Origin of the sequence: Amycolatopsis melonis, from assembly GCF_040064235.1 — a bacterium.
GTDB classification, from domain to species: domain Bacteria; phylum Actinomycetota; class Actinomycetes; order Mycobacteriales; family Pseudonocardiaceae; genus Amycolatopsis; species Amycolatopsis melonis.
Map to the genome: position 1 here is coordinate 260904 of NZ_JBDZYD010000010.1, position 13896 is coordinate 274799.

Annotated in this window: 14 protein-coding genes and 1 pseudogene; 6 read left to right on the plus strand and 9 right to left on the minus strand. The window is 71.1% G+C overall.

Features of this window, described 5'->3' with window-relative positions; translation table 11 throughout:
- The gene (locus ABJI51_RS27035; protein ID WP_348952521.1) at positions 1-1308 is read left to right on the plus strand and encodes a serine/threonine-protein kinase; all 1308 of its coding nucleotides are present in this window, start codon (positions 1-3) and stop codon (positions 1306-1308) included.
- Positions 1305-3284, plus strand: a complete 1980-nt coding sequence (gene pknB / locus ABJI51_RS27040) for a Stk1 family PASTA domain-containing Ser/Thr kinase (RefSeq protein WP_348952520.1) — start codon at positions 1305-1307, stop codon at positions 3282-3284. Before ABJI51_RS27035 ends, pknB begins: the two co-directional genes overlap by 4 nt.
- A 54-nt stretch (positions 3285-3338) precedes the next feature.
- Here pknB and ABJI51_RS27045 read toward each other — a convergent pair whose 3' ends face one another.
- From ABJI51_RS27045 to ABJI51_RS27060, 4 genes and pseudogenes are all read right to left on the minus strand, one after another.
- A complete protein-coding gene (locus ABJI51_RS27045; RefSeq protein WP_348952519.1) occupies positions 3339-3650 on the minus strand; it encodes an effector-associated constant component EACC1 in 312 nt (103 codons plus the stop codon).
- Between the two features lie 99 nt (positions 3651-3749).
- A pseudogene (locus tag ABJI51_RS27050) lies at positions 3750-4392 on the minus strand (hypothetical protein).
- Positions 4380-5171 (minus strand): ABC transporter ATP-binding protein, encoded by a 792-nt coding sequence (locus ABJI51_RS27055; RefSeq protein WP_348952518.1) that lies wholly within the window; start codon positions 5169-5171, stop codon positions 4380-4382. The pseudogene ABJI51_RS27050 and the gene ABJI51_RS27055 overlap by 13 nt, the downstream one beginning before the upstream one ends.
- Positions 5168-5812 (minus strand): aminodeoxychorismate/anthranilate synthase component II, encoded by a 645-nt coding sequence (locus ABJI51_RS27060; protein ID WP_348953038.1) that lies wholly within the window; start codon positions 5810-5812, stop codon positions 5168-5170. The genes ABJI51_RS27055 and ABJI51_RS27060 overlap by 4 nt, the downstream gene beginning before the upstream one ends.
- 85 nt (positions 5813-5897) lie before the next feature.
- Between ABJI51_RS27060 and ABJI51_RS27065 the strand changes: the two genes are divergently transcribed.
- Positions 5898-7244, plus strand: a complete 1347-nt coding sequence (locus ABJI51_RS27065; protein ID WP_348952517.1) for an FAD-dependent oxidoreductase — start codon at positions 5898-5900, stop codon at positions 7242-7244.
- On the opposite strand, the gene ABJI51_RS27070 is transcribed toward ABJI51_RS27065, so the two are convergent.
- Together ABJI51_RS27070 and ABJI51_RS27075 are read right to left on the minus strand one after the other, a co-directional pair.
- Entirely contained in the window at positions 7241-7900 is a 660-nt protein-coding gene (locus ABJI51_RS27070; protein ID WP_348952516.1) for a response regulator, read from the minus strand. The genes ABJI51_RS27065 and ABJI51_RS27070 overlap by 4 nt on opposite strands.
- On the minus strand, positions 7840-9660 hold the full coding sequence (locus ABJI51_RS27075; RefSeq protein WP_348952515.1) for a sensor histidine kinase: 1821 nt from the start codon (positions 9658-9660) through the stop codon (positions 7840-7842). The genes ABJI51_RS27070 and ABJI51_RS27075 overlap by 61 nt, the downstream gene beginning before the upstream one ends.
- 154 nt (positions 9661-9814) lie before the next feature.
- On the opposite strand from ABJI51_RS27075, the gene ABJI51_RS27080 reads away from it, so the two are divergent.
- The 3 genes from ABJI51_RS27080 to ABJI51_RS27090 all read left to right on the plus strand — a co-directional run bounded on the left by ABJI51_RS27080 (position 9815) and on the right by ABJI51_RS27090 (position 11752).
- Entirely contained in the window at positions 9815-10528 is a 714-nt protein-coding gene (locus ABJI51_RS27080; protein WP_348952514.1) for an ABC transporter ATP-binding protein, read from the plus strand.
- On the plus strand, positions 10525-11259 hold the full coding sequence (locus ABJI51_RS27085; protein WP_348952513.1) for an ABC transporter permease: 735 nt from the start codon (positions 10525-10527) through the stop codon (positions 11257-11259). Before ABJI51_RS27080 ends, ABJI51_RS27085 begins: the two co-directional genes overlap by 4 nt.
- Positions 11260-11359: 100 nt before the next feature.
- Positions 11360-11752 (plus strand): SCO5389 family protein, encoded by a 393-nt coding sequence (locus tag ABJI51_RS27090; protein WP_348952512.1) that lies wholly within the window; start codon positions 11360-11362, stop codon positions 11750-11752.
- On the opposite strand, the gene ABJI51_RS27095 is transcribed toward ABJI51_RS27090, so the two are convergent.
- Genes ABJI51_RS27095 through ABJI51_RS27105 form a run of 3 tightly spaced genes read right to left on the minus strand, consistent with a single transcriptional unit; the run spans position 11721 to position 13893 of the window.
- Complete coding sequence (locus tag ABJI51_RS27095; RefSeq protein ID WP_348952511.1) at positions 11721-12734, minus strand: LLM class flavin-dependent oxidoreductase; 1014 nt, start codon at positions 12732-12734, stop codon at positions 11721-11723. The genes ABJI51_RS27090 and ABJI51_RS27095 overlap by 32 nt on opposite strands.
- A complete protein-coding gene (locus ABJI51_RS27100) occupies positions 12707-12862 on the minus strand; it encodes a hypothetical protein (protein WP_348952510.1) in 156 nt (51 codons plus the stop codon). The genes ABJI51_RS27095 and ABJI51_RS27100 overlap by 28 nt, the downstream gene beginning before the upstream one ends.
- Positions 12862-13893 (minus strand): class E sortase, encoded by a 1032-nt coding sequence (locus tag ABJI51_RS27105; protein WP_348952509.1) that lies wholly within the window; start codon positions 13891-13893, stop codon positions 12862-12864. The genes ABJI51_RS27100 and ABJI51_RS27105 overlap by 1 nt, the downstream gene beginning before the upstream one ends.
- Positions 13894-13896 lie beyond the last annotated feature (3 nt).

The window sequence follows — 13896 nt, forward strand, 5'->3', positions numbered from 1 at the left end:
ATGCTGTCCTCGGGTCAGCTGCTGGCCGAGCGGTACAAGCTGACGAACCGGATCGCCGTCGGCGGGATGGGCGAGGTCTGGCAGGCCAGCGACACCCGGCTGGACCGGACCGTGGCCGTCAAGATCCTCAAGGCCGAGCTCTCCGGCGACGCCGAGTTCCTCCACCGCTTCCGCACCGAAGCGCGGATGACGGCGTCGCTCAACCATCCGGGCATCGCCGCCGTCCACGACTACGGCGAAACCGTCTTCGACGGCGACCTGTCGATCGCGTACCTGGTGATGGAACTCGTCGACGGCGACCCGCTGGCCGGGCTGCTGGCCAAGCACGGGCGGCTGTCGGCGGAGTTCACGCTCGACATGCTCGAGCAGGCGGGCAACGCGCTGCAGGCCGCGCACGAACAGGGCCTGGTCCACCGCGACGTCAAGCCGGGCAACATCCTGGTGACGTCGGCGGGCCAGGTGAAGATCACCGACTTCGGGGTCGCGAAGGCCGCCGACGCGGCCCCGGTCACCCGGTCCGGCATGGTCATGGGCACCGCGCACTACATCGCGCCGGAGCAGGCGCTCGGGCACCCGGCGGAACCGGCGTCCGACGTCTACTCGCTGGCGGTGTGCGGGTACGAATGCCTCGCCGGGCACCGGCCGTTCCTGTCCGAGAACGCCGTGACGGTCGCGATGATGCACATCCGCGACCTCCCGCCACCGCTGCCGCCGGACGTGCCGCCCGCGGCGCGCGCGGTGATCGAGGCGACGCTGGTCAAGGACCCGCGGCAGCGCTACAACAACGGCGGCGAGTTTGCGGCCGCCGTCGCCGCGGTCCGCGCCGGGCTGCCGCTCCCGGCGCCGTCCGGGGTGGTCAACGCCGCGTACGCGACCGGCCAGCAGCCGCAGGTGCAGGTGCCGCAGCAGCCGGTCCAGCCGCAGCTGGCCCCGCCCCAGCAGCCGATGCCGCCCGGCCCGCCGTCCCCCGCGGTGAACCCGATGGTGGCCATCGGCCCGCCGTCCCGGCCCGCGGTGCGGCCCGCCATGGTCCCGGCCCACCGGAAGAAGTCGCAGTGGGGCTGGTGGGCGCTTCTCGCGGCGATCCTGCTCGTTGTCCTGGTGGCGGGCATCGTGCTGGTGGCGAAGATGATCGGCAGCTCCGGCCCGCCCACGCAGGGTGGCCAGCCGACCGGCCAGGTGGTCCCGGGCAGACAGCCGCCCGGGGAGCAGCCGACCGACGCGGCGAACAGTCCCGGCACGACCGACGATGGCCGGCAAGGCATCATGACCACACCTTGGACGGAATGGAACGGCATCCAGAGATGAGCACACCCAGACTGCTCTCCAACCGGTACGAGCTGGGCGAAACGCTCGGCTACGGAGGCATGTCCGAGGTCCATCACGGCCACGACGTGCGTCTCGGCCGGGAAGTCGCGATCAAGATCCTCCGTGCCGACCTCGCCAGGGATCCGCAGTTCCAGGAGCGCTTCCGCCGCGAGGCGCAGAACGCCGCCGCGCTGAACCACCCGGCCATCGTCGCGGTCTACGACACGGGCGAGGCGAACACCGAGTTCGGTCCGCTGCCGTACATCGTCATGGAGTACGTCGAAGGCCGGACGCTGCGCGACATCGTCAAGACCGAGGGCCCGATGTCGCAGAAGCGGGCGATGGAGGTCATGGCCGACGTCTGCGCGGCACTGGACTTCTCGCACCGCCACGGCATCGTGCACCGCGACGTCAAGCCGGCCAACGTGATGATCACGAAGAACGGCGCGGTCAAGGTGATGGACTTCGGCATCGCGCGCGCGATGCACGACGGCCAGGCCTCGATGACCCAGACGGCCGCGGTGATCGGCACGGCCCAGTACCTGTCGCCGGAGCAGGCCCGCGGCGAGTCGGTCGACGCCCGCTCCGACGTCTACGCCGCCGGGTGCGTGCTGTACGAGCTGATCACCGGCGAGCCGCCGTTCACCGGGGACTCCCCGGTCGCGGTCGCCTACCAGCACGTCCGGGAGGACCCGAACCCGCCGTCGTCGGTGAACCCGGCGGTGGCCCCGGAGCTGGACGCGGTGGTGCTCAAGGCACTGGCCAAGGGCCCGGCGAACCGCTACCAGTCGGCGGCGGAGATGCGGTCGGACCTGGTGCGCACGCTTTCGGGCCAGCGCCCGGCGGCGCCGATGGTGATGTCCGAGGACGAGCGCACGCAGGTGATGAACGCCGACCGGCGGCAGCCGCAGCGCTACGAGGAGTACAGCGAGCCGGACGACGAGGACCCGAAGGCCAAGCGCCGCCGCCGGACGATTTTCGCTGTCCTGGCCGCGATCTTCGTGCTGGGTTCCGTGCTGCTGATCATGTGGCTGTCGAACGCTTTCAAGAGCAACGACCCGACCACGGTGGCGATCCCGGACGTGCTGCACCAAACGGTGCCGCAGGCGCGGGAGACGTTGAACAGCAAGGGCTTCAACGGCACGATCGAGCAGAAGCAGGTGACCTGCTCGGTCCCGGCGACCGACGGCAACCCGTCGTGCACCCAGGACGACATCAACCGGGTCATCAAGATCGACCCGGCGGTCGGCGTCTCGGTCGCGACGGACACGAAGATCACCCTGACCGTCGGTGTCGCGCCGGGCAAGGCCAACGTGCCGGACCTCAAGGGCAAGACGCGTGACCAGGCCCAGCAGGCCCTGACCGACGCGAAGCTGGTCCTCGACACGAGCGTCGAGGAGGTCGAGGTCGACGACCCGAGCCAGGCCGGTCTGGTGCAGTCGCAGACCCCGCCCGCGGGTTCGACGGTCGACCAGGGCAGCACCGTGCACATCAGGGTGGCCAAGTCGAAGCAGATGAAGCAGGTCCCCGACTACACCGGCAAGCCGTACTCGCAGGCGAAGACGGCGCTGGAAGCCCTGGGCTTCACGACGAAGCGGGTCGACCAGGCATCGGATTCGGTGCCGAAGGACAGCATCATCACCCAGCAACCGAACGGCGGCTCGGTGGCGGTGGGCAGCCTGATCACGCTGACGGTGTCGACCGGTCCGGACACCTCGTCCAACCAGATCCAGATGCCGAGCCTGGTCGGAATGACCGTCGACGAGGCACAGGACAAGCTGGCGAGCATGGGCTGGACGGGCACCCTGAAGCAGCAGGCTGACAAGAACAGCAAGCAGCCCGAGGGCACGGTCACCAAGCAGAGCGTGCCGCCGGGCACGCAGATCTCCAAGGATCAGACCATCACCGTGGGCGTCTCGGAAAACAGCGGCTTCCCGTTCCCGACGGGACCGACGACAACCCCCTCTGGGGGCTGAGAGGTCTCACGCAGAAGGCCCGCACGGTTCGCCGTGCGGGCCTTTTCGCGTTCGTCAGGCTTTGTCCAGGAAGCCCCGGACGGCACCGAGCACCTGCTCGGCATCACTACTAGCCCCGCAGTCGAGTTCGAGTTCCTCGGCGGCACCGGAGCGTTTGACCTTCAGGGAGACGCGGGCTTCGCGGCACCGCCGCAGCCACGCGAAGAGCGAGCGGCAGAAGACACCGGCGGAGTTGCTCGACACCCCGACGACAACGGCGTCGAAGACCTGGACGCGGCCCCGGAGTTCGTCCTCGCCGCGCAGCCAGTCGGCGAGTTCCGTGCCATCGGCGTCCGGCACGGTGATCGCGACGATCCCAGCCGTCACGCGTTCTCCCTTCACCCGGAACCGGAGAGGACCCGAACCTTAGTCGCGTTCACCGTCCGACCGGAAGCCCGGAGGGAAACTGCATCCTGCAATTTGCAGTCAGGACCGTCGGCGTACGAGGGCCGAGACGGCGAGGAAGCTCGCCGCCAGCACCGCCACCGACGTCACCAGCGCCAACGTCAGCGGGCCCGCCACGGGCTCCTCGTCGGTCAGGGCGTGCAGGAGGGGGTGGACCAGCGGGATCTTCGCCAGCAGGACCACGATGAGCGTGACCACCGCCGCCAGGACCGTCCAGCCGATGGCGGTGTACCAGGAGCCGGGAATACGGCAGGGCGATCGCGATGCCCGTCAGCGAGCATGCCAGGTGGGCCAGCAGGCCGATGCCCAGCGCCGGCGGGTGGAACTGCCCCGTCTTGAGGGCCGACCACAGCTCGGTGATCACCGTCAGGACCAGTGCGCAGGCCAGCACCGTCAGGATCGCCGCCGTGATCATGCGGGGCCGGCGGCGGGCGTGGCTCAGCGTCACCAGGCGCTGGACCGGGTCCTCGATGTCGAGCAGCGCGATCGTCAGCCAGCACGACACGACCAGCAGCCCGCCGGCGCTCACGCCGAACAGCGGCAGCGGGGGTGCGCTCGGGTCGGCGTAGAGGATCACGCAGAGCGCGAGGTAGGCCAGCAACGCCGGCAGGTACCGCTGGGAATGGCCGAGCAGCGCCAGGTAGTACCGCGTCAGGGCGAGCACGGCGCCACCTCCCGGACCGACCAGCCGTCCTTGAGTGCCCGCAGCAGCACCGCGTCGACGTGGGTGACCTCGACGGTGAGCACCACCTGGCGGCCCTCGGCGACGGCGTGGCGCACGCCGGGTTCGTCCGTCCAGGCGGGACCGGTGCCCTGCAGCACGATGCGGGTGGTCGGTTCCGTGCTTTCCGCGGTGAGCCTGCCGCCGTCCATGAGGTGGACGACGTCGGCGTGGTCGTGGACCACCTGCGGGCGGTGGTCGGTGAACACGACGCTCGCGCCGCGGGCCCGGGTCTCGGCCACCAGCTCGGCGAGGACCGCGTGCGTGGCGACGTCCAGGCCGGACCACGGCTCGTCGAGGATCAGCAGGTCGGGGCGGACCATGACCGCCTGCGCGAGCCCGACCTTCTGCGCGTTGCCCTTGGACAGCGTCCGCAGCGGCGCAGTCGGGCCGCCGACCAGGGCGAGCCGGTCGAGCAGCGGGTCGATCACCGAGAGGTCGCCGAGGCCGCGGATGCGGGCCATGTGCCGCAGGTACGCGCGGGCACCCATGCGCTGGCCCGCCGGGAAGCGGTCCGGCAGGTAGCCGATGCGCGGGGTTCCGGTCACCGAACCGGTGGTCGGGCAGGAGAGGCCTGCCATGATCCGCAGCAGCGTGGACTTGCCGGAACCGTTGCTGCCGAGGATGCCGACGACGTGCCCTGGCTCGACGGTCAGGTCGACGTCGCGCAGGACGAAGTCACCACGCCCGTACCGCTTGCCGACCCCCGCGAGCCGGATCACGCAACAGCGGCCTTCTGCAGTGCCTTGGTCGCGCGCTCCAGCTCGTCCACGCGGGCCGGGTCGACGGGGTGGCCCGCGGCCGCCAGCCAGGTGGCGAGCATCCGGTGGCCGCCCTCGGTGAGCACCGACTCCGGGTGGAACTGGACGCCTTCCAGCGGCAGCTCGCGGTGGCGCATGCCCATCACGATGCCGGACTCGGTGCGCCCGGTGATCTCGAAGACGTCGTCGGAAATCGTGTCCGGCAGCACGGTCAGCGAGTGGTACCGGGTGGCCGTGAACTCCGCGGGCAGGTCCTTGAGGATGCCGGCGCCGGTGTGGCGCACCTGGCTGGTCTTGCCGTGGAGCAGCTCGGGCGCGCGGTCGACGGTCGCGCCGTAGACGACGCCGAGCGCCTGGTGGCCGAGGCAGACGCCGAGCATCGGGGTGCGCGTCTCGGCGCACTTGCGGATGACGTCCATGCTCTGACCTGCGCGTTCCGGCGTGCCGGGACCGGGAGAGACGAGCACGGCGTCGAATTCGGCCACGCGGTCGAGGTCCACGACGTCGTTGCGCCAGACCGTGCAGTCGGCGCCGAGCTGGGCCAGGTACTGGACCAGGTTGTAGACGAAGCTGTCGTAGTTGTCGACGACGAGAACGCGCATGGCGCCGAGCTTACCGGCTCCCACCTGATGGACCGTACGCCAAATCACATTTTAGGTTAGGTGAACCTAACTTACCGTGGACCGGGTGAGCCGTTCTCTTCGTGTAGCCGTGGTCGGTGCCGGTCCCGCCGGGATCTACGCCGCCGACATCCTGGACAAGTCCGACGCCGACGTGCAGATCGACCTGTTCGAGCGCATGCCCGCGCCGTTCGGGCTGATCCGCTACGGCGTCGCGCCCGACCACCCGCGCATCAAGGGCATCGTGACGGCGCTGGAGAAGGTGCTCTCGAAGCCGAACATCCGGCTGCTGGGCAACATCGGCTACGGCACCGACATCAAGCTCGACGAGCTGCGCGAGTTCTACGACGCGGTGATCTTCTCGACCGGCGCGTCGGCCGACCGCGCGCTCGACATCCCGGGCATCGACCTCGACGGCAGCTACGGCGCCGCCGACTTCGTGTCCTGGTACGACGGTCACCCGGACGTGCCGCGCACCTGGCCGCTGACCGCGTCCTCGGTCGCGGTCCTCGGCGTCGGGAACGTCGCGCTGGACGTCGCGCGGATCCTCGCGAAGACGGCCGACGAGCTGCTGACCACGGACATCCCGGACAACGTCTACCAGGGTCTGAAGGCCAGCCCGGTCACCGACGTGCACGTGTTCGGCCGCCGCGGCCCGGCGCAGGCGAAGTTCACGCCGCTGGAGCTGCGCGAGCTGGACCACTCGCCGAACGTCGAGGTCATCGTGTACCCGGAGGACATCGAGTTCGACGAGGGCAGCATCGCGGCACTGCGGGCGTCGAAGCAGATCGACATGGTCGTGAAGACGCTGCAGGAGTGGGCGATCCGAGAGCCGGGTTCCCGGCCGCGCCGGCTGCACCTGCACTTCTTCCACTCGCCCGCGGAGGTCCTCGGCGAGGACGGCCGCGTGACGGGCCTGCGCACCGAGCGGACCGAGCTGACCGGCGACGGGACTGTCCGCGGCACCGGCGAGTTCCACGACTGGGACGTCCAGGCGGTGTACCGCGCGGTCGGCTACCTGTCGTCGCACCTGCCGGAGCTGCCGTTCGACCACGTGGCGGGTGTCGTGCCGAACCAGGCGGGCCGGGTGCTGGACCTGGACGAGAACCAGGTGCCGGGCGTGTACGTGACCGGCTGGATCAAGCGCGGCCCGGTCGGCCTGATCGGCCACACGAAGGGCGACGCGGCGGAGACGATCGCGAGCCTGCTGGCCGACGCGGACACGCTGACCGCCCCGAAGTACGACTCCCCCGACGCGATCCTGGACTTCCTGGCCGCGCGCGGGATTCCGTTCACCACCTGGGAAGGCTGGGGACGGCTGGACGCGCACGAGAAGGCACTGGGCGCGGCGGCGGGCCGCGAGCGCGTCAAGGTCGTGGAGCGCGAGGAGATGACGCGGGTGTCGCGCGGCTAGGCTTCGGCGCCGAGGTAGGCCAGCACCGCGAGCACCCGGCGGTTCGTGTCGTCCGAAGCCGTGATGCCGAGCTTCGCGAAGATGTTCGCCGTGTGCTTGCCGACCGCGCCCTCGCTGAAGTGCAGGCGGGTGGCGATCGCCGCGTTGGAGCAGCCTTCCGCCATCAGGGACAGCACTTCGCGCTCGCGCGGGGTCAGCGCCGCCAGCGGGTCGGATGCGTTGCCCGCCACCAGTTTCGCGATCACCTCGGGGTCCATCACGGTGCCGCCCGCGGCGACCCGGCGGACGGCGTCGACGAACTGGTCCGCGTTGAACACCCTGTCCTTGAGCAGGTAGCCGATCGCGCCGGTGCCGTCGGCCAGGAGTTCCCGCGCGTAGAGCTGCTCGACGTGCTGGGACAGCACCAGGATCGGCAGCCCCGGTGTCTCGCGGCGGGCCGCCAGCGCGACCTGCAGGCCCTCGTCGGTGTTCGTCGGCGGCATCCGGACGTCCACAATGGACACGTCGGGGCGGTGCTCCCGCAGTGCCGCCGCCAGTTCCGGGCCGCTGGCGACTGCCGCGACGACGTCGAAGCCGTGGGCGGCCAGCAAGTGCGTCAGGCCGTCTCGGAGGAGGTATTGGTCTTCGGCGATGACAGTTCTCGGCCGAGCTGACACGGGATCTCCAGGGACGCCTTCGTCGGCCCGCCGGTCGGGCTGGTCAGCGTCAACCTACCGTCGAAACCGCCGAGCCTGCGGTCGATTCCGCGGAGCCCGGAGCCCGCCGCCGGGTCCGCGCCGCCCGGGCCGTCGTCGGTCACCACCACGGTCAGCAGGTCGTCCGCGAACCCGACGTCGATCGCCGCGCGTTTCGCGCCGTGCTTGGCCGCGTTGCCCAGCAGTTCCGACACCGCGAAGTACACGCACGCCTCGACCGGCTCCTCGACGCGTCCCGGCAGCGAGCCGGTGACCTGGGTCTTCAGCGGGCTGTCCAGCGCGAGCGCGCGGACGGCGTCCAGCAGCCCGCGTTCGGACAGCACCGGCGGGTGGATGCCGCGGATCAGCACCCGCAGCTCGGTGAGCGCCTCCGACGACGACGCGCGCAGCTCCGCCGCGAGCCGTTTCGCCGCCGCCGGGTCGGTGTCCACCAGCGCTTCCACCGCGCCCAGCTTCATCCCCATCGCCACCAGCCGCGACTGGATGCCGTCGTGCAGGTCGCGTTCGATGCGCCGCAGTTCCGCGGCCTGCGCAACCGTGACGTCGGTCCGCGTCTGGGTGAGCCGTTCGACCCGCCGGGCGAGCCGGGACGACTCGGTCGGCCCGAGCCACACCCGCGCGAACCGCGCCTGCTGCCGGGCGAGCCAGGGCGCCGGGACCAGGCCGGCGACGATCATCGCCAGCAGGACCGGCGTCTGGGCGAGCGCACCTCCGTGCGTCGACACCTCGGGCAGCGGCCACCACCCGACCGGCGACGAGACGAACGGCCGCCAGATCCACAGCGCCGCGAGGCCGGCGACGCCTCGGCTGATCAACGCGGCCGTCGGCAGCAGGCAGACGAACGACACGAGCGGGATCAGGCCACCGCCTGCCAGGTCGCGCCAGGTCGCCCGGTCCCGCAGCACCCAGCGCGTGCGCGCGTGCTGGACCGGCCAGAACGGCTCTTCGTACAGCTGCTTGCCGACCTGGTACAGCCCGTCGGGGCGCGGCACGGGCAATCCCGGCGGCGGCAGGTACGGCCGCGCGATCTGCACTCCGGTCCAGTTCCCGGCTTCGCGGCGCAGCGTGTCCGTGACGGACCGGGTGGCCAGCACGACCGGGACGGCCAAGGGCAGGAAGCCGGCCATGAGGAGCAGCTGCGGGATCGAGAAGACCAGCAGCACCACGGAAAGCGCGAACAGCCCGGCCTGGTGCCCGAGTGCTTCGACGTGCCGGTGCAGCCACTTCAGGCGCGGCTCGGCGGGCGGCCGGGGACCGAGCCACCAGCGCGTCCACCGGCCGTAGCCGCGCAGCACCACCGGGCCGCCGAGGAGGACGGCGACCGGCAGCAGCAGCGTGACGAGCGGGTTCACCAGCTGCCAGGCGAATTCACGGCCCGCCGCCGGGTCCTCGAGCGCCCAGGTGAGCCGGCGCTGCCAGCGGATCCAGAACGCCCGCTTGTAGAGCTGGTTGCCGTCGCGGTACCAGCCGTCGCGCTCCCGCACCGGCTCCGGCGGCTCGGGCCGGTACGGCGCCGCGACCTCGACGCCACACCAGCGCGCGGCCAGCACGCGCATGGTCGCCGACCGGCCGCGGGCCCAGACGACCGCGGGGCCGAAGAAGAAGACGAGCCCGGTGCACAGCAGCGCGAACGCGACCAGCTGGATCAGGACGTCGACCCAGCTGAGCACCGCGAACGCGGCCAGCGCGGCCGCCCGGCCGAGTGCACGCAGGTACGTCATCCGGCAATCCTCCCCGGCCGGTAGCTGCCGTCACAGTGCGCGAAGCCCCACGATAGGGGTGGGGCCAGACCCACCCCCGCGTCAGCAAAACCCTACTTGAGCTGGGGTTTCACCGTCATTACGCGGAAGGCCGCCGGTTCGTAGTTTCGAAGCCATGCCTCTCATCGAAGTCACCGATCTCCGCAAGAGCTACGGCTCCCGGGTCGCGGTCCACGGCGTTTCGTTCACCGTCGAGCGCGGCGAAATCTTCGGCATCCTCGGCACGAACGGCGCCGGGAAGACCACCACCGTCGAATGCCTCCAGGGCCTGCGCCGGGCCGACGGCGGCACGATTTCCGTGCTGGGCCTGGATCCCGTGGCCGACCGCGCCGCGCTGACCCGCCGCGTCGGCGTCCAGCTGCAGGAAAGCCGGCTGCCCGCGAAGCTGCGGGTGCGCGAGGCGCTCGAACTGTTCGCCTCCTTCTACCCGGACCCGGCCGACGTCGACGTCCTGCTCGACCGGCTCGGCCTGCGCGAGCACGCCTGCCGTTCCTTCGGAAAGCTTTCCGGCGGCCAGAAGCAGCGGGTCTCGGTCGCGCTGGCCCTCGTGGGGCAGCCCGAGCTGGCGATCCTCGACGAGCTGACCACCGGGCTCGACCCGCACGCCCGCCGCGAAACGTGGGAACTCGTGGAAGGCATCCGCGCCACCGGCGTCACGGTCCTGCTGGTCACCCACTTCATGGACGAGGCCGAGCGGCTCTGCGACCGCGTCGCGATCTTCGACGCCGGGCGCGTGGTCGCCACCGGTACCCCCGGCGGGCTCCGCCAGTCAGTCAATGCGTCCACTTTGGACGACGCGTTCGTCTCGCTCACGAGGAGTGCCCGATGACCGCCTTCGCCAAGATCACCGCCACCGAAACGAAACTCTTCCTCCGCTCGCCGTTCATGGCGGTGGCCGGGCTCCTGCTGCCTGCCGTGCTGCTGCTCGCGATCGGCGCCATCCCGGGCATGACGAAACCCAGCGAGGTGACCGGCGGGTACCGGTTCATCGACGCGTGGGTGCCATCGCTGATCGTCATGAGCCTCGCGATGCTCGCGCTGCAGTCGATCCCGGCCGCCGTGGCGGCCTATCGCGAGCAGGGCGTGCTGCGGCGGCTGGCCACCACACCGGTCCACCCGGCGAACCTCCTCGGCGCGCAGCTGCTGATCCACGTCGTCGTCGCGCTGGCGGGCATCGGGTTGGTGCTGGGACTGGCCGACGCCGTCTACGACGTCCCGCTGCCGAAGCACCCGGTGTCGTTCGCGCTGACGCTCGTGCTCGGCACGGTCTCGATGTTCGCGCTGGGCCTGGTCGCGGCGGCGGTCGCCCGCACGGCAAGGGCGGCGGGCGCGATCGCGATGGTCGCGTTCGTCCCGGCGATGTTCTTCGGCGGCGTCTACCTGCCGCGGCCGCTGCTGCCGGAGGTCGTCCGGCGGATCGGGGACTACGTGCCGCCGGGGTCGCAGTCCCTGCAGGACGCCTGGGTCGGCACCGGCGTGCAGCCGCTGCAGCTGGTGGTGCTCGCCGCCTTCGCGGTGACCGGAACGGCACTGGCGGCACGGCTTTTTCGCTGGGAGTGACCGGGCTTTCCGCCAAAGTGGTGATGATCATCGTTTTCTCTTGTGGCGCGACCACCCGGCGGGTAGCCAAGAGGGTGGCCCTGCTCAAACTGGAGGTTCGATGTCCCTGGACGTGTCACCCGCGCTGCTGGAGAAGGCCGAGCGCGGGGAGGTCACCGACGCCGAGTTCGTCACCTGCGTCAAGGAATCCCTGCCGTACGCGTGGGAGGTCATCACCGGCGTCATCGCCGACGCCGAGGGCGCGGCGGACGGCTTCGCCGACAACGAGACGCCGCCGCCGAGCGAGGCCGCCCGCGGGCAGCTGCTGCGGGCGCTGGCGTCGGACGCGATCCGCGGTGGCCTCGAACGGCACTTCGGCGTCAAGCTGGCCTTCCAGAACTGCCACCGGGTCGCCGTCTTCAAGAAGTCCGATATCGACAGTGACCGCTACCGCGCGTTCGTCTCGCCGCGCGGCCAGCTGCTCAACCAGAGCCCGGAACTGCGGGACTGCTAGCCCGCAGCGCGGGCAGCACCTCGGTGCCGATCCGCGCGATGTTTTCGAACGTGCCCTCCGGCGTACCCGACGCTTCCACGAGCATCAGCACGTGGGAGACGCCGGTGCGCCGGAGGCTCGTTTCCAGCGTCCGGACGCAGTGCGCGGCATCGCCGACGGGGTGGATGGCGCAGAGCCGTTCGGTGTACTCCCCCGGATCCCGCGACGGCCCGGGCCGCCCGTCGACGGTGACGTGCGCGCCGAGCCCGTCCTTCAGCCAGCCGGGCAGGGCTTTCCGCACGACGTCGGCGTCGCCCACCTGGCAGAGCACAGTCGAAACGTGGTCCGCGGGCTGCCCGTAGGCGGCGACGGTCGCGGCTTTCTCGTCGTCGTCGGCGTGCAGGCCGAGCAGCATCGGCAGGCCCCGATCGGCGGCCAGCCGCACGGCGTCGGACTTCGGCCCGCCACACGCCACGACGACGTCCGGCCGCCGTTCCGGCTCGGGCACCACGGGCACTTCCCGGAACGCGAAGTGGCGCCCGTCGGCGGCAACCCGGCCGGTCGTGGCGTGGAGGAAGACGTCGAGGGATTCCTCGAAGCCGGTCTCGTAGCGGTCCAGCCCGGTCCCGAAGACCTCGAGGTCCTGCCACGGGCCGCCGCGCCCGAGACCGATCCGCAGCCGTCCCCCGGAGACGGCGTCGAGCATCGCCCACTGCTCGGCCAGCGCGACGGGATGCGTGGTGGACAGGACGCTCACGGCGGTCCCGACCCCGATCCGCGACGTCCGCCCGAGCACGTGCGCGGCGAGGGTGATCGCCGACGGGCAAACGCCGTAGGGCATGAAGTGGTGCTCGGCGAACCAGACGTCGTCGAAGCCGGCCGCTTCGGCCAGCTCGGCGGCACGGACCGACCGGCGCAGGACGTCGGCGTCCGCCTGGCCGGAGAAGCGGCCGCTGACCAGGAAGACGCCGAACCTCAGTTGACCGCGACCTCGTTGAACCACAGGCGCGGCTCCAGCCACGGGAACACCACGAACATCAGCAGCGCCACCACGCCGAGGACCAGCACCACCGCGAGGGTCAGCTTGGCCGCGAACGGGCCCGGCAGCTTCCGCCAGATCCAGGCGTACATCAGGCCTCCCCGATCTTCGAGAGCAGGTCGCCGTAGTCCTTGACCTGGTTCTTCGGTATCTGCTGGGTGAGCACCGACGTGATGATGAGCCGCTCCCTGGCGGAGAACTGCGGGTGGCACGTCGTCAGCGTGAGCAGCGACGCCTGCTGGGCCTTCGGCAGCACGTCCGGCGCCTTGTACGGGACCGGGTTCACCGCGGTGCCCTGGCTGGGCAGGACGACCTTGCGGCCGAACGTCTCGCTGTACGCGCCGCCGTCCTCGGCGTTCGGGTCGCGCAGCGTGGGGACGCCCTTGCACTTGGGGTCCGCGCCCTTGCCGCCCGCCCAGTTCTCGATCTCGTCGTCGTACGGGAGGACCTTGTAGATGTAGAAGTCGGTCGAGGTCTCGATCACGATCTGGTCACAGGAGGACAGGTTGTCCAGGTCGTTGAACGGCGCGCCCTTGCCGACGCGGTGGCCGGCCACCGCGAAGTTGCCGGGCTCGCCGGGCAGCGCCGTGCCCTTGTAGTGGCCGGGGCCGACTTCGAGGGCGGCCTCGTCGGTGCCCTCCTGGATCGTGAAGTTGTAGTCGACGCCGAAGCTGGGGATGTGGATGCGGGCGAACGCCTTGCCGTCGATCAGCTCCGGGTGCAGCGTCCGGTCGTGGGCCCACTCGCCGTCGAGCTGGTCGCTGGCCTCGGACTGCTTGCCCGCGGAGAACAGGTCGGTCACGTAGAGCTCGTAGACCATGAACAGCAGGACGACCAGGCCCAGCGTGATGAGGATTTCGCCGGCGGTCCGGATCGCGACGCCGCCCTTGCCGAGCGGCGGGGGCGCGGGCTTCTCCTTGGTCGCGGTGCCGCCCTTGCCGACCGGGGCGATCACGACCGTCTCTTCGTTGGCCCCCGGCGGCGGGGGCGGGCTGGTGTAGCGGCGGGGCGGCGGACCCGGCGGACGCCGGGGCGGCTGGCCCTGCGGGCCGCGCGGGGGCTGCTGGGGCTGCCGGGGCGGCAGCTGGCCGCGCGGGGGCGGGACGGGACGACGGCGAGGCATGGG

Bases quoted from the DNA above. Each gene is read 5' to 3' on its own strand.
- ABJI51_RS27035 (WP_348952521.1), top strand. From the start codon at position 1: ATGCTGTCCTCGGGTCAGCTGCTGGCCGAGCGGTACAAGCTGACGAAC.
- pknB (WP_348952520.1), top strand. From the start codon at position 1,305: ATGAGCACACCCAGACTGCTCTCCAACCGGTACGAGCTGGGCGAAACG.
- ABJI51_RS27060 (WP_348953038.1), bottom strand. From the start codon at position 5,812: ATGCGCGTTCTCGTCGTCGACAACTACGACAGCTTCGTCTACAACCTG.
- ABJI51_RS27075 (WP_348952515.1), bottom strand. From the start codon at position 9,660: ATGACGTACCTGCGTGCACTCGGCCGGGCGGCCGCGCTGGCCGCGTTC.
- ABJI51_RS27080 (WP_348952514.1), top strand. From the start codon at position 9,815: ATGCCTCTCATCGAAGTCACCGATCTCCGCAAGAGCTACGGCTCCCGG.
- ABJI51_RS27085 (WP_348952513.1), top strand. From the start codon at position 10,525: ATGACCGCCTTCGCCAAGATCACCGCCACCGAAACGAAACTCTTCCTC.
- ABJI51_RS27090 (WP_348952512.1), top strand. From the start codon at position 11,360: ATGTCCCTGGACGTGTCACCCGCGCTGCTGGAGAAGGCCGAGCGCGGG.
- ABJI51_RS27100 (WP_348952510.1), bottom strand. From the start codon at position 12,862: ATGTACGCCTGGATCTGGCGGAAGCTGCCGGGCCCGTTCGCGGCCAAG.
- ABJI51_RS27105 (WP_348952509.1), bottom strand. From the start codon at position 13,893: ATGCCTCGCCGTCGTCCCGTCCCGCCCCCGCGCGGCCAGCTGCCGCCC.